General features: G+C 68.1%; 24 protein-coding genes. 17 read left to right on the top strand and 7 right to left on the bottom strand.

Annotation, left to right across the window (positions count from 1 at the left end):
* Positions 1-41 precede the first annotated feature (41 nt).
* The 4 genes from DM818_RS10905 to DM818_RS10890 all read left to right on the top strand — a co-directional run bounded on the left by DM818_RS10905 (position 42) and on the right by DM818_RS10890 (position 2,957).
* Positions 42-1,124, top strand: coding sequence for an endonuclease/exonuclease/phosphatase family protein (locus DM818_RS10905; RefSeq protein WP_123124203.1), 1,083 nt, complete (start codon positions 42-44; stop codon positions 1,122-1,124).
* A gap of 39 nt (positions 1,125-1,163) precedes the next feature.
* Entirely contained in the window at positions 1,164-1,670 is a 507-nt protein-coding gene (locus DM818_RS10900; RefSeq protein WP_123124204.1) for a PUA domain-containing protein, read from the top strand.
* 151 nt (positions 1,671-1,821) lie between these two features.
* Entirely contained in the window at positions 1,822-2,235 is a 414-nt protein-coding gene (locus DM818_RS10895) for a nascent polypeptide-associated complex protein (RefSeq protein WP_123124205.1), read from the top strand.
* Positions 2,232-2,957 (top strand): methyltransferase domain-containing protein, encoded by a 726-nt coding sequence (locus DM818_RS10890; RefSeq protein WP_075936705.1) that lies wholly within the window; start codon positions 2,232-2,234, stop codon positions 2,955-2,957. The genes DM818_RS10895 and DM818_RS10890 overlap by 4 nt, the downstream gene beginning before the upstream one ends.
* On the opposite strand, the gene DM818_RS10885 is transcribed toward DM818_RS10890, so the two are convergent.
* Positions 2,950-3,486, bottom strand: coding sequence for a hypothetical protein (locus DM818_RS10885; protein WP_075936706.1), 537 nt, complete (start codon positions 3,484-3,486; stop codon positions 2,950-2,952). The genes DM818_RS10890 and DM818_RS10885 overlap by 8 nt on opposite strands.
* 40 nt (positions 3,487-3,526) lie before the next feature.
* Positions 3,527-3,856: a transcription factor S gene (locus DM818_RS10880; protein WP_075936707.1), complete on the bottom strand. Its 330-nt coding sequence runs from the start codon at positions 3,854-3,856 to the stop codon at positions 3,527-3,529.
* Positions 3,857-3,953: 97 nt separating this feature from the next.
* Here DM818_RS10880 and DM818_RS10875 point away from each other — a divergent pair, with 97 nt between their 5' ends.
* Together DM818_RS10875 and DM818_RS10870 are read left to right on the top strand one after the other, a co-directional pair.
* The gene (locus tag DM818_RS10875; protein WP_123124206.1) at positions 3,954-5,000 is read left to right on the top strand and encodes a hypothetical protein; all 1,047 of its coding nucleotides are present in this window, start codon (positions 3,954-3,956) and stop codon (positions 4,998-5,000) included.
* 26 nt (positions 5,001-5,026) lie between these two features.
* Complete coding sequence (locus tag DM818_RS10870; protein ID WP_075936709.1) at positions 5,027-6,322, top strand: MFS transporter; 1,296 nt, start codon at positions 5,027-5,029, stop codon at positions 6,320-6,322.
* Here the strand turns inward: DM818_RS10870 and DM818_RS10865 are convergent, their stop codons facing one another.
* Positions 6,323-7,090 carry an enoyl-CoA hydratase/isomerase family protein gene (locus DM818_RS10865; RefSeq protein ID WP_075936710.1) on the bottom strand — a complete coding sequence of 256 codons (768 nt, stop codon included), beginning with the start codon at positions 7,088-7,090 and terminating at the stop codon, positions 6,323-6,325.
* 90 nt (positions 7,091-7,180) lie between these two features.
* Here DM818_RS10865 and mfnA point away from each other — a divergent pair, with 90 nt between their 5' ends.
* The 7 genes from mfnA to DM818_RS10830 all read left to right on the top strand — a co-directional run bounded on the left by mfnA (position 7,181) and on the right by DM818_RS10830 (position 13,837).
* Positions 7,181-8,239: a tyrosine decarboxylase MfnA gene (gene mfnA / locus DM818_RS10860; protein ID WP_123124207.1), complete on the top strand. Its 1,059-nt coding sequence runs from the start codon at positions 7,181-7,183 to the stop codon at positions 8,237-8,239.
* A gap of 41 nt (positions 8,240-8,280) precedes the next feature.
* Positions 8,281-8,823, top strand: coding sequence for a YqaA family protein (locus tag DM818_RS10855; protein WP_123124208.1), 543 nt, complete (start codon positions 8,281-8,283; stop codon positions 8,821-8,823).
* Positions 8,824-8,912: 89 nt separating this feature from the next.
* Positions 8,913-11,030: a methionine--tRNA ligase gene (gene metG, locus DM818_RS10850; RefSeq protein WP_153952618.1), complete on the top strand. Its 2,118-nt coding sequence runs from the start codon at positions 8,913-8,915 to the stop codon at positions 11,028-11,030.
* Between the two features lie 37 nt (positions 11,031-11,067).
* Positions 11,068-11,301 carry a DUF7312 domain-containing protein gene (locus DM818_RS10845; protein ID WP_075936714.1) on the top strand — a complete coding sequence of 78 codons (234 nt, stop codon included), beginning with the start codon at positions 11,068-11,070 and terminating at the stop codon, positions 11,299-11,301.
* 37 nt (positions 11,302-11,338) lie between these two features.
* Complete coding sequence (locus tag DM818_RS10840) at positions 11,339-11,968, top strand: NfeD family protein (RefSeq protein ID WP_075936715.1); 630 nt, start codon at positions 11,339-11,341, stop codon at positions 11,966-11,968.
* 50 nt (positions 11,969-12,018) lie between these two features.
* Positions 12,019-13,182, top strand: coding sequence for an SPFH domain-containing protein (locus DM818_RS10835; RefSeq protein WP_075936716.1), 1,164 nt, complete (start codon positions 12,019-12,021; stop codon positions 13,180-13,182).
* Between the two features lie 37 nt (positions 13,183-13,219).
* Positions 13,220-13,837 carry a winged helix-turn-helix transcriptional regulator gene (locus DM818_RS10830; RefSeq protein WP_123124209.1) on the top strand — a complete coding sequence of 206 codons (618 nt, stop codon included), beginning with the start codon at positions 13,220-13,222 and terminating at the stop codon, positions 13,835-13,837.
* Here the strand turns inward: DM818_RS10830 and DM818_RS10825 are convergent.
* The 4 genes from DM818_RS10825 to DM818_RS10810 form a co-directional block, all read right to left on the bottom strand.
* The gene (locus DM818_RS10825) at positions 13,827-14,072 is read right to left on the bottom strand and encodes a DUF7123 family protein (RefSeq protein WP_123124210.1); all 246 of its coding nucleotides are present in this window, start codon (positions 14,070-14,072) and stop codon (positions 13,827-13,829) included. The two genes, DM818_RS10830 and DM818_RS10825, sit on opposite strands and share 11 nt — an antisense overlap.
* A 163-nt stretch (positions 14,073-14,235) precedes the next feature.
* Complete coding sequence (locus DM818_RS10820) at positions 14,236-14,643, bottom strand: TRAM domain-containing protein (RefSeq protein WP_075936719.1); 408 nt, start codon at positions 14,641-14,643, stop codon at positions 14,236-14,238.
* Between the two features lie 38 nt (positions 14,644-14,681).
* The gene (locus DM818_RS10815) at positions 14,682-15,326 is read right to left on the bottom strand and encodes a YkgJ family cysteine cluster protein (RefSeq protein WP_123124211.1); all 645 of its coding nucleotides are present in this window, start codon (positions 15,324-15,326) and stop codon (positions 14,682-14,684) included.
* A 38-nt stretch (positions 15,327-15,364) separates the two neighbouring features.
* A complete protein-coding gene (locus DM818_RS10810) occupies positions 15,365-15,766 on the bottom strand; it encodes a pyridoxamine 5'-phosphate oxidase family protein (RefSeq protein WP_123124212.1) in 402 nt (133 codons plus the stop codon).
* A gap of 165 nt (positions 15,767-15,931) precedes the next feature.
* On the opposite strand from DM818_RS10810, the gene DM818_RS10805 reads away from it, so the two are divergent.
* The 4 genes from DM818_RS10805 to DM818_RS10790 are packed head-to-tail and all read left to right on the top strand — an operon-like array spanning position 15,932 to position 18,450.
* Complete coding sequence (locus DM818_RS10805) at positions 15,932-16,204, top strand: MarR family transcriptional regulator (RefSeq protein ID WP_075936722.1); 273 nt, start codon at positions 15,932-15,934, stop codon at positions 16,202-16,204.
* A 24-nt stretch (positions 16,205-16,228) separates the two neighbouring features.
* A complete protein-coding gene (locus DM818_RS10800) occupies positions 16,229-16,990 on the top strand; it encodes an MBL fold metallo-hydrolase (RefSeq protein ID WP_075936723.1) in 762 nt (253 codons plus the stop codon).
* Positions 16,991-17,035: 45 nt separating this feature from the next.
* Positions 17,036-17,947, top strand: a complete 912-nt coding sequence (locus tag DM818_RS10795; RefSeq protein WP_075936724.1) for an RsmB/NOP family class I SAM-dependent RNA methyltransferase — start codon at positions 17,036-17,038, stop codon at positions 17,945-17,947.
* Positions 17,944-18,450: a DUF7122 family protein gene (locus DM818_RS10790; RefSeq protein ID WP_123124213.1), complete on the top strand. Its 507-nt coding sequence runs from the start codon at positions 17,944-17,946 to the stop codon at positions 18,448-18,450. Before DM818_RS10795 ends, DM818_RS10790 begins: the two co-directional genes overlap by 4 nt.
* Positions 18,451-18,455: the final 5 nt, after the last annotated feature.

Genomic DNA, 18,455 nt, shown 5'->3' with positions numbered 1-18,455 from the left:
CTCGGGCGATTTTTTCATCTCGGGGGGAGAGAGTGGTACTCGTGCAGCTCTCCAGACGCGACACGCTCCGGGCCGGTGGGGGACTCGTGGCCGGCGCGGGCTACGCGGCGACGACCGGGCCGTTGCTCGCGACCTCGGCCACGGTCGCGACGCAGAACCTCGGGCTCGGCGTTCCGTTGCTCGATTTGCTCACGCAGGAGCGACTCGACCCCGCACTCGTCGGAGAGCGATTCGCGCGGCTGGCAGCGAGTCCCGTCTCCGAGCGGATGGCCGTTCTCGCCGCCGAACTGACGGCCGAGTCGCCGGCCATCATCGGGGTACAGGAGGGGGCGCTCGTCGAACGCGACGGCGAGCCGGTGTTTGATTTCCTCTCGCTGTTCGAACGAGGGGTCGCGGAGGCGGGCGGGGAGTACCGTCGGGTCGCCGTCTCGCCGAACGCGGATATCACACTTCCCGCGGCACACGACGGCGAGGAGTTCGACGTGCGGTTTCACGACCGGGACGCGCTGTTCGTCCGTGAGGACGTAGCGGTCGAGGCGACCGACGCCCAGCAGTTCACCGTCAACGCGAGCCGGCGACTCGACGGCCGGCGGCTGGTCGCGACGCGCGGCTTCTGTCGGGCGGACTGTTTCGTCGACGGCGTGCCGGTCGTCGGAATCTCGACGCACCTCTCGGCTGCCGACCGGCGCATCCGCTACGTGCAGGCACAGGCGCTCGCCAACCAACTGCCCGAGGAGCGAGCGCTCGTCTTGCTCGCCGACCTGAACAGCCGTCCGCTCGCGGAGGACCCGTCGGCGTACAGTCTGCTCGCCGGCCAACTCACCGACGCCGCGGCCGCGACCGGCGAGCCGGGGTTCACCTGCTGTCGCGACCCGACACTCGACGGTGGCGGACTCGGCTTCCGGTTGGATTTCGTCCTGACGGGTGGGCCGGCGCGGCCGCTGGGGACCCGGCTCACGGCAGTGGACGACGCCGCGCGCGTGCAGGCCGGTGACCAGCGACTGTGGCCATCCGACCACGCCGGCGTCGTCGCGGACCTGCGCGTCGGCGTGGAGCCGGGGCGGCTGGGTGACGTGGCGCGGGCGCTGGTGGCGCAGGCGCTCGGGACGGACCCGTTCGCGTGAACGCGAAAGCCGTATCACCCGGACCGCGCATCTCGTGGTATGGACGCTACCGAACGCCGACAGCTCGCGACCGTGGCCGACTACCAGTTCGGCCGCGGCGCTGGCGCGGCGCTGTTTCCCGACGACGAGGAGCCGGCGGTGCGACGCACCACCTCGGGGCGACCGTCGCAGATTCACGTCGGGCCGGACGCCGGCGGCCACGACGACCTCGGCCGGCCGGCCGGCGAGCGGCTCGTCTCCTACGGCGACGACGGGCGCTTCCGACTCGGGCTCGCCGGCGGTCGCCGGCTGATGGACGCGCTCCCGTCGCCGGCCGCGAGGGTGGTCGTCGGGGACGAGTCCGAGCCGTTCGTCCGCGAGGGGAAGAACGTGTTCGCGAAGTTCGTGCAGGCCGTCGGCAGCGAGGTTCGACCGGGCGACGAGGTGGCCGTCGTCCACGAGGCGGGGCGGCTGCTCGCCGTCGGGCGCGCGGAGCTTCCGGCGTCGGCTATCGAGACGTTCGACACCGGGATGGCGGTAAAGGTGAAGTCCGGAAATCGGGGCTAACAGGCCGGCCTCGCCTCGCGGGACTGCCGGCACTACCGCGAACCCCCGCGAGTGACTGTTATGTCACGTCGGGCGTGGTTCGCTATCCGACTTGAACCTCGGGAGCCGGACAAAGGGAGCACTTTTCAGCGACGCGAGCCACCGGTCGTGTATGTTTGGAGGAGGCGGCGGCGGCATGAACCCGCGCAAGATGAAACAGATGATGAACCAGATGGGTATCGACCTCACCGAAATCGACGCCAACGAGGTCATCATCCGCACGGACGACGAGGAGTACGTCTTCGACGACGCGGAGGTCCAGAAGATGGACGCCCAGGGACAGGCGACCTACCAGGTCGTCGGCGAACCGGACGTGCGCCCGCTGGACGCCGATGCCATCGAGGCCGGCGACGCGTCCGCTGGGGAAGAGAGCGACGAAGCGGACGAAGCGGACGAAGAAGCCGCAATCCCCGAGTCCGACATCGAAATCGTCGCCGGGCGCACGGGCGTCACGGCCGAGGAGGCCCGCGAAGCGCTGGAGGCGACCGACGGCGACCTCGCGGCGGCCGTCGAACGGCTGGAGTGAGCTACCTGTTCGTCCGCGAGAACCGCGAGCTCCTGCTCGCGCCGGGCGACCGCCACGAGTCCGACCTCGGCGTGCTGGAGGTGCCCGCAGACGTACAGCCGGGCGACACCGTCGAGACCCACATCGGCGAGGCGTTCGAGGTTCGCGAACCGCGCGGGCCGGACCTGTTCGACCACCTCGACCGCACCGGCGCGCCGATGATGCCCCGCGACATAGGGCTCATCCTCGGCGAGTTCGGACTCGGCGACGGCGACCGCGTGCTCGATGCCGGGACCGGCACCGGGATTCTTTCCGTCTATCTCGCCCGCCACGGTATCGAGGTCGTCACCTACGAACGAGACCCCGACTTCGCAGACGTGGCCCGCGAGAACATGGCGACGGCCGGGGTCGCCGACCGCGTCGACGTGCGGACCGGCGACGTGACCGACGACCTCGATTCCCTCTCCGGGTTCGACGGGCTGACGCTCGACACCGGTGACGCGGCGTCGGTCGTCGCGCAGGCTCCCGACCTGCTCGTCCCCGGCGGCCCGGTCGCGGTGTACTCGCCGTTCATCGAATCCTCGCGCGACTGCGTGGAGACGGCCCGCGAGGTCGGACTCGTCGGCGTGGAGACGGTCGAGACCATCCAGCGGGAGATGACGTTCGACGACCGCGGGTCGCGGCCGTCGACCCGGGGCGTCGGCCACACCGGCTACCTCACCTTCGCGCGGACGCCTATCTGACGTTTCTGAGCAGCGTCAACAGTTCCTCGCGGTAGTTTCGCTCGGTGTCGATGGTCGGGTAGCCACCGCCGGCGACGAAGAACCCGTCCGCCCGCCAGACGGCCAGCCAGCCGGTCGCGTCCAGCGTCCGGTCGTCGATCTGACACCGACCGCGGACGGTCGTCAACTGGCCGCCGTGGCCGTCGGCGGTCCGGAAGTCGTCGTCGGTCCGGTACTGCAGGTCGACGAAGCCGCGGTCGCGAAGGTCGTCCAGAAACTGCGAGCGGGCACGGGTCCGAATCATCGGCTCCACGAGCCGGCTCGCCCCACCCGGAAGCTCCGGCTGGAAGGCGAGTCGCGTGGCGAAGAAGAAACACAGCGGCTCCTCGGTGTCGAACTGCGCGGCGACGCTCGGCTCCTCGTACATGCAGGTGTGGCCGTCGACGGTGACCCGTGGCAACTCGAACAGCCGCTCGCGCGTCCGGTCGGCCAGCCGCCACCCACCCCGTTCGAGTTCCCCGTCGGACACCGTGGGCCACTGGTCGCTCATACCGGAGCGAGGGGCCACAGCTACGAAAAGCTACGTCCGGTCAGTTGTCGTCCTCGCGCCACTTCTTGCCACACTCGACACAGGTGAAAAACCGCGTCTCGGACTCGTCGGCCGCCCGAATCTGTTTCATCTCGTAGCGGGCGCGCTCGCCGTCGCAGTCGGGATTCGGACACCGCGCGTCCGTCGTCGGCCCGATTTCGGTGTCTTCGACCTCGGACATGTCGACGACGTCGTCGTCCTCCTGTCCTTCGGTCGTGGTCATTGCACCTTCGCTTGCTGAATCGCGCAGCTCTTCGTACCCGCAGGAGCGACACACCCACGTGTCGCCGTCAGCGTGCATCATCGAGCCACACTCGTCGCAAAACTGCATCGTATCCTGGTTGACTCGGCGCGGAACTTAAACCCGGGGTTGTGGAGCCGCCACGGTCGGACGAAACACCTTCCCTCGTGGCTACGGAGAGACACGTATGCCATCCCGTCGTGACGTACTCGCCGCCGGTGCACTCGGCGTCGCCGCCCTCGCCGGCTGTACGGCCCTCGACGACGGTCCACCCCGCTCTGCTCGCTGGCACCACGGCGCGAGCGCGGTGTTCGACACCGACAGCTACGTCTACGCCAATCTCCACGTCCCGACGCTGCGGGCGAACAGCGACCGGCTCCCCGAGGAACTCCAGTCCGGACTCGACCGCGCGCGCGACTTCTCGGAGGCGATTGCACTCGACGACGTGAACCGACTCCTCGCGACGGGGTACGGCCGGCCACAGCGCGGGCAGGCGGGGCTCACCCTCGTCGCGACGGGAGACTTCGACGCCGACGCCATCGACGCCGAGATAGCAGACACCTTCCGGCCCGTCAAGGACGGGCTCGTCACGCCCGAAGGGACGTATCGCGGCTACCAGTGTTACGCTTCCGCCCCCGCGCTCGGCCGCAACTGGCCGCAGTTTCAGGGGCCGGACCAGCCCGAGCCGCCGGATTTCACCTTCGGCGTCGGCTACGATTCGAGCGCGCTCGTCGCGAGCGTCACGCTCGGGATCGAGTTGAACGCGCTCGACGGCGTCCACGCGGCTATCGACGCCCGGACGGGCACCGGCCCACGGCTCACCGAGCGCGCTCCGGTCCGGCACTGTCTGTCGGTGACGAACGGCCACGCGCTCGTCGCCGGCGTCTCCGAGACGGGGTTGGCGACGCTCCAGCAGGAGACGACCGGAGACGGCGAGCGCGCGCTCGCGCTGGCGAAGGGACTCGTCTTCGGCTACCGGTTCGACCCCGACAGACTGCGGGTGGCGGTCGTCTTCGACCCCTCGGACCTCCTCTCTCGGGACCGCCTCCGCTCGCTCCTCGATGAGCTGTTTGCCGACGAGGACGAGGAGGGGCCGGACCTCGATATCGAGCGCATCGGCGTCGCGCGCGACGGCCGGGTCATCTACGCTGACATCGCCGTCGGCCCGGAGGCCATCGAGCGACTCAACAGCGGGACGGTGACCCCGACGCCGACGGCAGGCGTCTGGATTTAAGCCGGTCTCGCCGCTACGTCGGGTGAATGGTTCTGGGGACCGACAATCGTGTGCTCGCGCTCGCCTTCGCCCGGATGGCCGACTCGCTCGGCAACTCCTTTCTCATCATCGTCCTCCCGCTGTACATCGCCTCGGGCGAGGTATCGCTCGCCGGACTCGACGGCGTCTCGACGGAACTGCTCATCGGCGTAGTGCTTTCTCTGTTCGGCCTGCTCAACAGCTCGCTCCAGCCGTTCACCGGCCGGCTCTCCGACCGGACCGGCGCGCGGAAGCGCTACATCCTCGCCGGACTGGTCGTGCTCGCGGTCGGGAGCGCAATCTACCCGTTCGTCACCTCCTACTGGGCCGTCCTGGCCGCGCGGGCGATGCAGGGTATCGGCGCGGCGCTGACGGTCCCCATCGTGCTCGCGCTGGTCAACGACTACAGCGACGACGCCGGCCGCGGCAACGACTTCGGGATTTTCAACACCTTCAGACTCATCGGCTTCGGCTTCGGCCCGATTATCGCCGGGCTGCTCATCACTGGTGGCGTCGCCTCCGAGACGGTCGTCAGCTACGACCTGCTCGGGACGACGGTGTCGGGCTTCGACGCCGCCTTCGCCGTGGCGGTCGTCGGTGCGCTCGTCGCGTTCGTCCTCGTCTCGATTCTCGTCGACGACCCCGAGGACCTCGAAGGCTCCGCGAGCGAGGACCTCTCGATTCGCATCCGCACCGAAGACGGGTTCGACCCCGTCTTCGTCGTCGGGCTCGGCACCTTCTTGATGGCGACCGGCATCGGCATCTTCGCGACGCTACAGGAGGTCATCAACGCCGAACTCGGACAGACGCCGTTTCTCTTTTCCATACAGTTCGCGGCGGTCGTCATCGCGAACGTGCTGTTTCAGGTGCCAATCGGCCGGGCGTCGGACCGCTACGGCCGCCGGCCCTTCCTCGTGTGGGGGTTCGTCCTCCTGATTCCGTCACTCGCGTTCCAGGGGCTGATTCCGGCGTTCGTGGACGTGCTTCCGGCGACCGTCGCCGGGGTCGGCACCGGCTCGCTGTTGATGCTCGCCTTCCGACTCCTGCAGGGAATCTCGGTGGCGATGGTGTTCGCGCCCGGACTCGCCGTGGCCGGTGACCTCGCCCGCGAGGGTGAGTCCGGCACCACGCTGTCGGTGCTCACGACGGCGTTCGGCTTCGGGATTGCCGCCGGTCCGCTCGTGTCCGGCGTGCTCGTCCGGTTCGGCTTCGCGTGGCCCTTCCTGACGGTCGCGGCGCTGGCGGCCGTCGCGCTCGTGTTGACCTACGCCGAGGTCGAAGAGACCGCGCCGGCCGTGACCTGACTACTCGAACTCGGGGTCGCGGTTCTCGATGAACGCCGCCATCCCCTCCCGCTGGTCGTCGGTGTCGAACAGCGACGCCCACGTCCGGCGCTCGAAGGCGAGTCCCGCATCGAGGTCGGTCGCGCGCGCCTGATTGAGTGACTCCTTGGCGGCGGCCATCGCGGTCGTCGGCTTCGCCGCGAGGTCGCGCGCCATCCCGGCGGCGTGGTCGTCCAGTTCGCCGTGGGCGACGACCTCGCCGACGAGTCCGAGGTTGTAGGCGTCGCTCGCGTCGATTCGTTCGCCGAACATGATGAGCCGCCGCGCCGTCTCGTCGCCGACGAGTCTGGGGAGCCGCTGTGTGCCGCCCCACCCCGGCGTGATGCCGAGGTCGATTTCGGTGTGGCCGACGACGGCCCGCTCGCTCGCGACCCGGAAGTCACACGCCAAGGCGAGTTCACAGCCGCCGCCGATGGCGTAGCCGTTGATGGCCGCGATGACCGGCGCGGGGAACGATTCGACTGCCGACATCACGTCGTGGCCGAGCCGGGAGTACGCCTCGGCCTCCGTCGTGTCCATCTCGGCCATCTCCGGGATGTCCGCGCCGGCGACGAACGCGTCGTCGCCAGCGCCCGTAACGACGAGGGCCTGCGCCTCGCCGCGAGCCTCGTCCAGCGCCGCATCGAGCGCCTCCAGCGTGGCGGTGTCGAGCGCGTTGTACTGCTCGGGCCGGTCGATGGTCAGCGTCGCAACGTCGCCGTCGAATGCCAGTCGGACTCGCTCGCTCATATCCGAGCGTCTCCGGCCCGGCAGATAAGTCCACCCACGCGACCGCCGAAGTAGAGTGATTAAAGTCGCTCGTCCGCCTCGTGTCGGTAGATGGAGTTGGGGATTCCGCAGTCGTTCTCGCGCGTGCTCTCGTCGATGTGTACGGAGCCGCACCCGGCCGCCCGCGAGGCCGCAGAGCGGTTCATCGCCACCAACCCGGGCGACCCCGGCACCTACGAGACCGTCGCCGACCTCGAATCGACGGTCGTGGACCGCCTCGGAGATATCACCGGCCTCGCCGACCCGGCCGGCTACGTCGCCTCCGGCGGCACCGAGGCGAACATTCAGGCGCTCCGGCTGGCCCGAAACCGGGCCGACACCCCCGACCCGAACGTCGTCGTCCCGGCGTCGGGCCACTTCTCGTTCACGAAGGCCGCGGACGTGCTCGGCGTCGAACTCCGGGTCGCCCCGCTCGACGGCTACACCGTCTCGCTGGAGGCGGTCACCGAACTCATCGACGAGGACACGGTCGCAGTCGTCGGCGTCGCCGGCTCGACGGAGTACGGCCGCGTCGACCCGATTCCCGCGCTCGCCGACCTCGTCGCCGACGCGCCCGGCGACCCACTCCTCCACGTCGACGCCGCGTGGGGTGGCTTCGTCCTGCCGTTCACCGACCACGCGTGGGGGTTCGCCGACGCCGCCGTCGACACGCTCACCATCGACCCGCACAAGATGGGTCAGGCGGTCGTGCCGGCCGGTGGACTACTGGCGCGCGAGGAGTCGCTGCTTGCCGAACTCGCCGTCGACACGCCGTATCTCGAGTCCACGAGCCAGATTACCCTGACGGGGACACGCTCGGGGGCGGGCGTGGCGAGCGCGGCCGCGGCGCTCGACGCGCTGTGGCCCGAAGGCTACCGCGAGCAGTACGAGACATCACAGGCGAACGCCGAGTGGCTCGCGGCCGAACTGCGTTCGCGAGGGGCCGATGTCGTCTCGCCGACGCTCCCGCTGGTCGCGGCCGACATCGGCACCGAGACGATCGACGCGGTTCGCGAGGCGGGCTGGCGGCTCTCGCGCACCGAACAGGGTGAAGCCCGGTTCGTCATGCAGCCGCACGTCACGCGCGAGACGCTGCGTGCGTTCCTCGCCGACCTCGACAACCTCCGATAGAGAGCGATACGCTTAGGCGGGTCCCCGACGAGGGATTCGATGTGTCACTGGTCCCACTGGTTCTCGGTTTCGACTTCTCGCCGCTCGTCGAGTTCGTCGAGTCGTCGAGCGGGCTCCTCTCGCTGCTCGCCGTGGCCGTCTACTCGTTTCTCATCGCCGTCGTCCTCCCGCTGCCGAGCGAAATCGTCCTCTTCGCGACGCCGAACCTCGGGCTGCCGCCGGCCGTCGAGTTGACGATTCTCATCCTCGTCTCGGGGCTGGGGAAGGCCGCCGGCTCGGTGTTCGCCTTCCGGGTCGGCCACGGCGTCAAGGAGTCCGGTCCCGTGATTCGCGCGCTCCGGCGCTCTCCGATCGACGTGGTCGCGTGGTCTGAACGCAAGACCGTCGAAGTCGCACAGGAGTACGGCTACATCGGGCTCGCCTTCGCCCTCTCGATTCCGTTCTTCCCCGACACCATCTCCATCTACGCGTTTACGGTCTTGGAGGAGAACTACGCGAAGTTCGCCGCCGCCACCTTCGTCGGCAGCGTCGGCCGACTGCTCGTCTGGATTGCCTTCTTCGATACTCTCACCTCGGTGTTGTGAGGCGACTCGCTCGCGGGACTCCCCCGGCGGCAGCCGCGGCTCAGTCCCGAATCGGCGGGGTTTAGGTCGCTCACGAGGTTAGCAAAAGTATGACACGCGACGAGTATCCCACCGACGAGCCGGCGGTGGTCACCTGCGGGCTGCCGTACGCCAACGGTGACCTCCACGTCGGCCACCTGCGCACGTACGTGAGCGGTGACGCCCTCGCCCGTGCGCTCGACAGTCTCGGCCAGGAGACGGCGTTCGTCTCCGGCTCCGACATGCACGGGACGCCGATTGCCGTCAACGCCGCCGAGGCCGGCGTCGACCCCGAGTCGTACGCCTACGAGTACCACGACCAGTACGAGGCGACGTTCCCGCAGTTCAACGTCGAGTTCGACCACTACGGCGACACCCACGACGCGACCAACACCGAGCTCACCCAGTCGTTCGTCGAGTCGTGGCTGGACAACGACCACATCTTCGAGCGGGAGATTCAGGTGGCGTGGGACGCCGACGAGGACCAACCCCTCCCCGACCGCTACGTCGAAGGGACCTGCCCCTACTGCGGGGAGACGGCCCGCGGCGACGAGTGTGACGACGGCTGCCAGCGCCACCTCGAACCCGGCGAAATCGAGGACCCCGTCTCCACGCTGACCGGAAACCCCGCGGAGTACCGCACCCGCGAGCACAAGTTCCTCCGACTCGGCGACTTCCAGGAGTATCTGTCGGGGTTCCTCGACCGGCTCGAAGGGACCGACAACGCCCAGAATCAGCCCCGCGAGTGGGTCGAGGGCGAACTCGAAGACCTCTGTATCACCCGCGACATGGACTGGGGAATCGACTACCCCGGGGAGGGGGAAGACGACCTCGTGCTCTACGTGTGGGTCGACGCGCCCATCGAGTACGTCTCTGCGACGAAGCAGTACAGCGAGAAATCCGACTTCGACTGGGAGGCGGCGTGGCAGTTCGACGGCGAGACGCGCCCCGGCGCGCAGTGGGAGGACGAATGGAGCGACGACGGCGGTGACCTCATCCACATCATCGGGCAGGACATCATCCAACACCACACCGTGTTCTGGCCGGCGATGCTCCGGGGAGCGGGCTACAACGAACCCCGCGCCGTGATGGCCTGCGGGTTCGTCAACCTCGCGGGGAAGGCCTTCTCGACGAGCCGGAACCGCGCGGTGTGGGCCGACGACTACCTCGAGACGGGACTCGACCCCGACCTGTTCCGGTATCAGATTATCACCGGCTCGGAGTTCACCGCCGACGTGAACTTCTCGTGGGACGCGCTGCAAGAGCGGACGAACAACGACCTCGTGGGCGTGCTCGGCAACTTCGCCTACCGGTCGCTGCTGTTCGCCGAGCGCAACTTCGACGGTACGCCCGACGCCGACGTGAGCGAGGACGTGCGCGAACACATCGACGGGGCAATCGGTGCCGTCCACGAGGCCGTCAACGACTACTCCGTGCGCGGGCTCGGGGAGGCTCCCATCGACCTCGCGCGCTTCGGCAACGAGTACATCCAGCGCAACGAGCCGTGGAAGCTCACCGACGAGGACCCCGAGCGCGCGGCGCAGGTCATCCGCGACTGCGTCCAGCTCGTGAAGGCGACGGCCGTGCTCATGGAGCCGGTCCTCCCGGGGAAGGCAGAGGAGCTGTGGGCACAGCTGGGCGAGGACGGCAGCGTCCACGACGCCGTGCTCTCGGACGCGCTCGAAGCCCCGCCGGCAGAGTTCGGTGAGCCGACGGAGCTGTTCGAGCAAATCGAAGACGACACCGTCGCGGAACTCAACGCCGACCTCGAATCGCGCGTCGAGGACGCGGGCGAGGAGAGCGAAGAGAGCGAGGAGACGGACGACGAGGCGAGCGAGGCCGAGTCCGTCGACCTCGAACCGATCGTCGAGGACACCATCGGCTTCGAGGAGTTCCAGGACCTCGACCTCCGGGTCGGCGAGATTCAGACCGCGGACGGCATCGAGGGGGCCGACGACCTCGCGAAGCTGGAGGTGGACATCGGCCACGAGGTCCGACAGATTGTCGCGGGTATCAAACAGCTCCACGACCTCGATACACTGCCCGGAACGAAGGTCGTCGTCGTCGCGAACATGGAGCCGGCGGAGCTGTTCGGCGTCGAGTCGAACGGGATGGTGCTCGCGGCCGGCGAGCAGGCCGACCTGCTGACGACGCACGGCGACAGCGTCGTCGGCACGCGCGTCCGATAGCCCGCGCACTTTTCTTATCGAGGGCAGTACTCCGGGTATGACCGACGACGAGCGCGAGTGGGACGACCCGCCCGGCGTGTGGGACGAAGAGGAGGAGGAAGACGACGCCGGGGCGTTGAACGTCGCCACGGAGGGCGAGTCGTTCGTCGGAGGCGACGAGCGTGACCCGATAACGCCCGGCGACATCTCTCCCGAGCACGCGGCCTTCGTCCTGCTCGGTGCGCTGTTCGCGACACTGGTGTTGGTGCGGCTCGCGAGCGGCGTGCTCTGAGGCGAACGCTTACGCGACCGGGGAGCCTATCGGCCCCATGGTCGATATCTTCGGGCTTCCCCTGTCGATGGTGTTGCTGTTGGCGGGGGCGGGGCTGATGTTGGCGGAGGCGCTCGCGCCGGGTGCCAACTTCATCGTGCTGGGCTCGGGGCTGACGGTGGCCGGACTCGTCGGCGTCCTGTTGAGTCCGCTCATCGGCGGGGTGGCGATTATCCTCCTGATGACGCTCGTCTTTCTGCTGGCGAGCGGCGCGACGCTCGCCGGCTACCGACGGCTGGGCATCGGCACCGGCGGGTCCGGGAGCAAGACAACCGACTCCTCCTCGCTGCGTGGAAACACCGGAACGGTGACGGAACGGGTGACGAGCGACGGCGGCGAGGTCAAGCTCGACGACGGCGGCTTCAACCCCTACTACCGGGCGCGGGCGATGGACCGGGATATCGAGGTCGGCACCGAAGTCGTCGTGATGGACCCCGGCGGCGGAAACGTCGTCACCGTCGCGCCGGCCAACGAGGACGACATCGACCGCGCGCTCCGAGAGGCACGCGAGCAGGATCGAGCGGCGGGCGCGACCGGCGACGCCGAGACGAACCGCGTCTCAGAGTCCGACGGTGACGCGGACGCCGACGGTGGGTCGGAATCCGACCGGGAACCGGAGTCGGCCTGAACGCCGCTGGCGGGGGAATCCTTATGCGCTGTTTGGCCTAAGACTAAGTCATGCTGACAGCACTCCAAGCGGGATTTGCCGGGCCGATCGTCGCGCTGGTCCTCCTCTCGCTCGCCATCATCACGGTAGCGTCCTCGGTCGTCATCGTACAGGCGTACGAGAAGAAAGCCCTCACCCGGTTCGGTGAGTTCCAGAAGCTGCTCGAACCCGGCTTCAATCTCGTCGTGCCGTTCGTCTCCGCGACGTACGCGTTCGACATGCGAACACAGACGCTCGACGTGCCTCGACAGGAGGCCATCACCCGGGACAACTCTCCGGTGACGGCCGACGCCGTCGTCTACATCAAGGTGATGGACGCGAAGAAGGCGTTCCTCGAGGTCGACGACTACGAGCGGGCCGTCTCGAATCTCGCACAGACGACGCTGCGTGCCGTCATCGGCGACATGGAACTCGACGACACGCTCAACAAGCGCCAGGAGATCAACGCGCGCATCCGGAAGGACCTCGACGAGCCGACCGACGAGTGGGGCGTCCGCGTCGAGTCCGTCGAGGTGCGTGAGGTGAACCCGAGCAAAGACGTGCAGCAGGCGATGGAGCAACAGACCTCCGCGGAGCGCCGCCGCCGTGCCATGATTCTGGAGGCACAGGGTGAGCGACGCTCGGCCGTCGAGGAGGCAGAGGGTGAAAAGCAGTCGAACATCATCCGCGCACAGGGTGAAAAGCAGAGCCAGATTCTGGAAGCACAGGGTGACGCGATTTCGACCGTGCTGCGCGCGAAATCCGCCGAGTCGATGGGCGAGCGTGCCGTCATCGACAAGGGAATGGAGACGCTCGCCGAGATGGGGACCAGCGAGTCCACGACGTTCGTGCTCCCACAGGAGCTCACGTCGCTCGTCGGTCGCTACGGCAAGCACATGACCGGCTCGGACGTCCAACAGTCCGAGAGCGTGCTCGACTCGATGGACTTCGACGAGGAGACCCGCGAGATGCTCGGACTCGACGACATCGAGGAGATCCTCGGTCGCATCGACGAGGACGCCGAGATGGATGTCCAACAGATGGAAGCCGAGGCGGAGGCTATCAAGGCCGGCGCCGACGAGGCAGATATCAAGAACGCCAACGACGTGATTGCGGAGATGGACTCGGATATGGACGCCGAGACCAAAGAAGAGATGCGCGAAGCGATGGGCGACGCGGAGACGGAACAGGAGTAGCCGAAGCCGTTTTATCCGTCACTGACTCACGCGGAGTATGGACGAGGTGGACGAGAGCAAGCGGGCGACGCTGAAGCGGTTCGGCGCAATCGGCGCTGTGTCGCCGTTCGCCCGCTTTGCCGGCGACAACGACGACGACGGGCAGGACCGCTCGGACCGTCGTGAGGCCATCGTCGGCTATCTCGCCACCACCCCAGGCGCACACTTCTCGAAGCTGCGCGACGACCTCAAGCTCGGCACCGGCGAGGCACAACACCACCTCCGCCGGCTCGAATCCGACGGGAGCGTCGAGTCGGAGAAGGACGGCGACTACCGGCGCTACTTCCCGAGCGGCCGCTTCTCGGCGTTCGAAAAGCGCGCCCTCGGCTACCTGCGGCGCGAGACGGCCAGAAAGCTCGTGCTCGCGCTGTTGTCGAATCCCGACGCGACGGGCGGAGACCTCGCGGCGGAGTTGGGCGTCTCGCGCCCGACCGTGAGCCGGTACGTCGGCGAACTCGAATCGGCGGGCCTGCTCTCGCGCGAGGACGGCTACGCGCTCGTCGCCCCCGAGCGACTGCTCGTGCTCGTGGTCCGGTACGCGGACTCCTTCGGACCGGAGGCGGTCGCCTTCGCGGCCGACGCGAGCGACCTCCTCTCGTACGACCCTACGTCGTGACCATCCAGGTCGTTCCCGACGAGTACCCCCACTTCTCCACGTCGATGTCGAAGTCGCCCTCGCAGATGGCACCCATGTTGGTGCCGACCTCCTTCGCCGACAGGCCGAGTTCCTCGCCGATGGCGCGCGATTTGAAGTAGGTCTCCGTGGCGGCCGCCTCACGCAGATACGCGAGGATTCGCTGTTGTTTCTCGCTCAGGTCGGTCGTGGTCGCCGGGGCGGCTGTCGCGCTCATACCTCAGTATACCGCTACCGTATAAAATGCCGTTTGGTACACCGTGTTAAATCCGGCGCTGTCTGTCGGTTTCGCGTGCCGGGAGACGACCACGAGGGTGGATGACAGGGGAGTGAGCCGCGTCGCTGGTAGAGGAGAGAAATCGGTGACCGAACGCGTGTGGTTACTCGATGACCTCGCCGACCGCGAAGTTGGACTTCACTTCCGTCACCTCTATCTTGACGCGCTCGCCGATGTCGGTGTCCGGGACGATGATGACGTAGCCGCGCTCGACGCGGGCGATGCCGTCTCCCTGTTTGCCGATATCCTCGACTTCGACGTAGCGAATCTCGCCCGGCTCGACGGGCGGGCGCGGCTCGCCGCTCGCGGTCTCGCCGGCGGTCTCGGCGCGGTCGCTCTCGACGCTTGCGGCGTCGTCCTCGCCGGCAGCGATGAGGGCGACGCGGTACGTCTCACCCTCCTCGATTTCACCGGTGTCGAGTTCGCGGCGCGGCACCTCGACCACGTACCGGTCGTCGTCGCTCTCGACATCGGCGCTGAACAGACAGAGGAGTTTCTCGGAGATCTCCATAGACGCGCGATACATCTCCCGGGGAGTTTAAAGGTCTTTCACTGTCCCACGGGAGTGCCGTCGGGCCGCTTCGGTCCCTCGGAGTCGTGAACGACCACCTCACCGGTCGCGGTCACGACCGGCTCGTAGTTGTCGCGCACGCCGATTGCCTCCTCCAGTTCGCGCACGGCACGCTCCTTGAGCGCGGCGGCCAGCTCCTCGGCCTCGGATCGGGAGATGTCGCGCCCGAGCCCCTCACACTCGTGGGCGCGGACCATCCCTTCCGAGTCGACGGCCTCGCCCATCGGCTGTGAGGTTCCACCCAACGCGACGGAGAAGGGGTACGTGTGACAGATGAGCGGCCGGTCGTCGTGGACGGTACAGCCGCCGGAGTCGTCGCCGTCGTAGAAGACACAGTCGCCGCAGGCGTCCGTCTGGAGCGCCCACTCGAACGTCTCCCCCTCCGGGCCGTCCGGCCCGTCTTCGAGCCCGTACGGCATCGGGCGGGCCACGTCGCGCCACTCGTCGTCGGTGAGCTCGCGCACCTCGTCGGGGAACACGGTGGCGGTGTGGTCGTCGTCGGGTTCGGCCGTACAGCAGGCTCCACAGTGGGTACACTCGAAGCCGATTGATTCGATTGCGTCGGCGAGACTCGCGGTGTCAAGTTCGCGGGCGCGGGCGAGTTCGGTTTCGAGTGAGTCCATAGCCGGCCGTTTGGCCCGCGCGGGGAGAAAGATTCCGCTCAGCCGGTGTGGGTGACCGAGTCGGGCGAGATGCGGACGAGCACGCGCTCGCCGTCCTCCTCGCCGTGGTGTGGATACTCGTCGACGCCCATGTAGCGGGCCGCGAGCTTATCGATGTGTGCGACCGCGCCGTCGGTCGTGAGTTCCGCCGTCCCGCGCACGGCGAGATACCGGTAGCCGTCCTCGGGGTCGGTCATACTGACGGCGACACGTGAGTCTTTCCGGATGTTCTTCTCCTTGCGACGGCCGCGGGCCGTGTTGACGAGCACCTCGTTCGCGTCGGCGTCGTAGTCCACCCAGACGGGCGTGGTCTGTGGCGCACCGTCGGGCAGCAGCGTCGAGATGTGCGCGAAGGTCTGTTTCTCGAATAAGTCGTGGAACGCGGGTGGAATCGTCGCCATGCACGCCCGACGACGCCGTCGTACGTAAATATTGCACACAGTTTCGGTGCTGGCAAGATATGACAGCGCGCTATGTATAAGGGGTAATTATACACTTGGTGGTGTTTCGAGTGTTATGACCTGAATATAGGGAACACTTACCACCGTCCACAGGCAGCGGATGGTATGAGCGCACTAACCGAGAAGTCCGTCGAAGAGAACCCACTGTCCGACCCCGAGTTCCGCGAGACCCTGCGTGAACTCCCGCCGAGCGCAAAGCTCGTCGCGAAGGTGCTGGACGACGAGAGCCCGCTCTCGCAGGGCCAGCTCGCCGAGGAATCGCTGCTGCCCGACCGCACCGTCCGCTACGCCCTGAACCGCCTGGAGGAGGAGGGCCTCGTCGGCTCGCGCTACAGCTTCCACGACGCCCGCAAACAGGTCTACTTCCTCGCCAACTAAGTCGACGCGCCGCGTTCGGGAACCGTGCACGTCCACCGCGTCCCGGTGACGTTCCCGAACGTCCCGACCGGCTCCGTCAACGCCTATCTGCTCGCCGGCGAGTCGACGGTCCTCGTCGACCCGCCCGAGCGCCACCCCGAACTCGACAGTCTCGTCGCCGACCGCGGGCTCGACTACGTCCTCGCGACGCACCACCACTCGGACCACGCGGGCGGTATCGCCCACTACGCCCGCGAGCACGACGCGACCGTCGCCTGTCGCGCCGGCCGCGTCGCCGAGTTCCGGGCGGCGACCGGCGTCGACCCCGACCGAACCTACCGTGAAGGAACGACTATCGCCGGCGTGCGCGTCGTCGACACGCCCGGCCACGCCCCCGAACACGTCGCGTTCGCGACGCCCGAGGGGCTGATTGCCGGCGACCTCGCCATCGGCGAAGGGTCCGTCGCCGTCGCCGCACCCGAGGGGGACATGCGCGCGTACGTCACCTCCCTACGCCGGGTCTGGGCGCGCGCACCCGACCGTATCTACCCGGGTCACGGACCGATTATCGAGGACGCGAGAGACGCCTGCGAGCGACTCATCGCACACCGGCGCAAGCGCGAGCGCCGGATTCTCGACGTGGTCGCCGACGGAGCCGACACCCTCGATGCCGTGACCGACGGCGCGTACACGAAGGATATCTCCGCGGTTCGCGAGCTCGCGGTGGCGACCGTCGAGGCCCACGTCGAGAAGCTGGCCGTCGAGGGGCGGCTCCGGTGGGACGGCGAGCAGGTCCGGCCGGTCTGAGTCGGGACTCGAAATCCCCAAGCCTCCGGGGTCGCTCCGTGAGACATGGACGACCCGCTCGCCCGCTACGAGCCGCTCATCGACGACTACGAGCAGTTCCGGGCCACCTGCGCGGAGCCGCTCCCGCAGGTCGTCCGGGTGAACACCGTCAAGACGACGACCGACCGGGCGACGGCGGCGCTCGACGACGCCGACATCGCCTACGAACAGGCCGACTGGTACGAGGACCTCCTGCGACTGGACCTCGAAAAGCCCGGCAACACGTGGCCGTACGTCCACGGCTGGCTCTATGGACAGGAGGAGGTGTCCGCGATTCCCGGGCTCGTCTGTGACCCACAGCCCGGCGAGCGCGTGCTCGACCCGTGTGCTGCACCTGGCTCGAAGACCACACACCTCTCCGCGCTGATGAACGACACCGGCCTGCTCGTCGCCAACGACTCGAATCTCGGGCGGCTGTCGGCGCTCCGGTCGAACACCGAGCGCTGCGGGCTGACGAACGTCGCCGTCACGAAATCCGACGCCCGGAACTTCTCGCTCAAGCCCTTCGGCGGCGAGCGGTTCGACCGCGTGCTCGCGGACGTTCCCTGCTCGTGTGAGGGCACCGTTCGGAAGAACCCCGACACCTTCGACGAATGGACCTTGGACCACGTCCACGGCATCGCGGGCATCCAGAAGGGCGTGCTCTCCCGGTCCATCGAGGTGACCGAACCCGGCGGCACGGTCGTCTACTCGACGTGTACCTTCGCGCCCGAGGAGAACGAGGCCGTCCTCGACCACGTGCTCGGCGAGCACGACGTGTCCCTCGTCGACTACGACCTCCCGCTGGAGACGCGCCCCGGCGTGACCGAGTGGGACGGAGAGGAGTTCGACCCCTCAGTGCAGCAGGCCAAGCGCGTCTACCCGCACCTGAACGACACGGGCGGATTCTTCTGTGCGAAGCTGGAGGTGCACGCATGAGAGACAACGACGGCCACCAGTTCGGCCGGCTCCCCGCGACCGAGTCCGACCGCGAGGTCGAGGGTCGCCCGACCCGCGAGGCAGTCGTCGACTTCTGGCAAGACCGCTACGGCATCCCGACCGCGACGTGGGACGACTACTCCTTCTGGGAGCGCGGCTCCGGGAAGATTTGGGCGTTCCACGGCGAGGTGCCCTCCCCCGCCCGGATTCAGGGACTCGGCATGTCGGTGCTCCGGACCGACCACGAACACTGGAAGCCGACGACGAACGCGGCCCAGCGCTTCGGCGGACTGGCGACCGACTGCGTCATCCACCTCGACGACCCGGAGGCGACGGCCTTCCTCGCGGGCCACGACCAGGACATCGACCGCTGGGAGGGGGACTGGGGGTATCTGGTCGTCACCCACGACATCGGCGTCGAGCCGGAGCCGATCGGCACGGGACTGTATCTGTACGGCGAACTGCGCTCGCAGATACCGAAGGGTCGCCAGCGCGACCTGTAGTCCGC

It is taken from the genome of Halosegnis longus, from assembly GCF_009663395.1.
GTDB classification, from domain to species: domain Archaea; phylum Halobacteriota; class Halobacteria; order Halobacteriales; family Haloarculaceae; genus Halosegnis; species Halosegnis longus.
The sequence above is the reverse complement of the archived record's forward strand: the minus strand, read 5'-3'. Positions and strand labels throughout refer to the sequence as shown.

Excerpts from the sequence above, each read along its gene's own strand:
- DM818_RS10900 (WP_123124204.1), top strand. The coding sequence starts at position 1,164 with ATGGACGCTACCGAACGCCGACAGCTCGCGACCGTGGCCGACTACCAG.
- DM818_RS10895 (WP_123124205.1), top strand. The coding sequence starts at position 1,822 with ATGTTTGGAGGAGGCGGCGGCGGCATGAACCCGCGCAAGATGAAACAG.
- DM818_RS10885 (WP_075936706.1), bottom strand. The coding sequence starts at position 3,486 with ATGAGCGACCAGTGGCCCACGGTGTCCGACGGGGAACTCGAACGGGGT.
- DM818_RS10880 (WP_075936707.1), bottom strand. The coding sequence starts at position 3,856 with ATGCAGTTTTGCGACGAGTGTGGCTCGATGATGCACGCTGACGGCGAC.
- DM818_RS10875 (WP_123124206.1), top strand. The coding sequence starts at position 3,954 with ATGCCATCCCGTCGTGACGTACTCGCCGCCGGTGCACTCGGCGTCGCC.
- DM818_RS10870 (WP_075936709.1), top strand. The coding sequence starts at position 5,027 with ATGGTTCTGGGGACCGACAATCGTGTGCTCGCGCTCGCCTTCGCCCGG.
- DM818_RS10865 (WP_075936710.1), bottom strand. The coding sequence starts at position 7,090 with ATGAGCGAGCGAGTCCGACTGGCATTCGACGGCGACGTTGCGACGCTG.
- mfnA (WP_123124207.1), top strand. The coding sequence starts at position 7,181 with ATGGAGTTGGGGATTCCGCAGTCGTTCTCGCGCGTGCTCTCGTCGATG.
- metG (WP_153952618.1), top strand. The coding sequence starts at position 8,913 with ATGACACGCGACGAGTATCCCACCGACGAGCCGGCGGTGGTCACCTGC.
- DM818_RS10845 (WP_075936714.1), top strand. The coding sequence starts at position 11,068 with ATGACCGACGACGAGCGCGAGTGGGACGACCCGCCCGGCGTGTGGGAC.
- DM818_RS10840 (WP_075936715.1), top strand. The coding sequence starts at position 11,339 with ATGGTCGATATCTTCGGGCTTCCCCTGTCGATGGTGTTGCTGTTGGCG.
- DM818_RS10835 (WP_075936716.1), top strand. The coding sequence starts at position 12,019 with ATGCTGACAGCACTCCAAGCGGGATTTGCCGGGCCGATCGTCGCGCTG.
- DM818_RS10830 (WP_123124209.1), top strand. The coding sequence starts at position 13,220 with ATGGACGAGGTGGACGAGAGCAAGCGGGCGACGCTGAAGCGGTTCGGC.
- DM818_RS10825 (WP_123124210.1), bottom strand. The coding sequence starts at position 14,072 with ATGAGCGCGACAGCCGCCCCGGCGACCACGACCGACCTGAGCGAGAAA.
- DM818_RS10820 (WP_075936719.1), bottom strand. The coding sequence starts at position 14,643 with ATGGAGATCTCCGAGAAACTCCTCTGTCTGTTCAGCGCCGATGTCGAG.
- DM818_RS10815 (WP_123124211.1), bottom strand. The coding sequence starts at position 15,326 with ATGGACTCACTCGAAACCGAACTCGCCCGCGCCCGCGAACTTGACACC.
- DM818_RS10810 (WP_123124212.1), bottom strand. The coding sequence starts at position 15,766 with ATGGCGACGATTCCACCCGCGTTCCACGACTTATTCGAGAAACAGACC.
- DM818_RS10805 (WP_075936722.1), top strand. The coding sequence starts at position 15,932 with ATGAGCGCACTAACCGAGAAGTCCGTCGAAGAGAACCCACTGTCCGAC.
- DM818_RS10795 (WP_075936724.1), top strand. The coding sequence starts at position 17,036 with ATGGACGACCCGCTCGCCCGCTACGAGCCGCTCATCGACGACTACGAG.
- DM818_RS10790 (WP_123124213.1), top strand. The coding sequence starts at position 17,944 with ATGAGAGACAACGACGGCCACCAGTTCGGCCGGCTCCCCGCGACCGAG.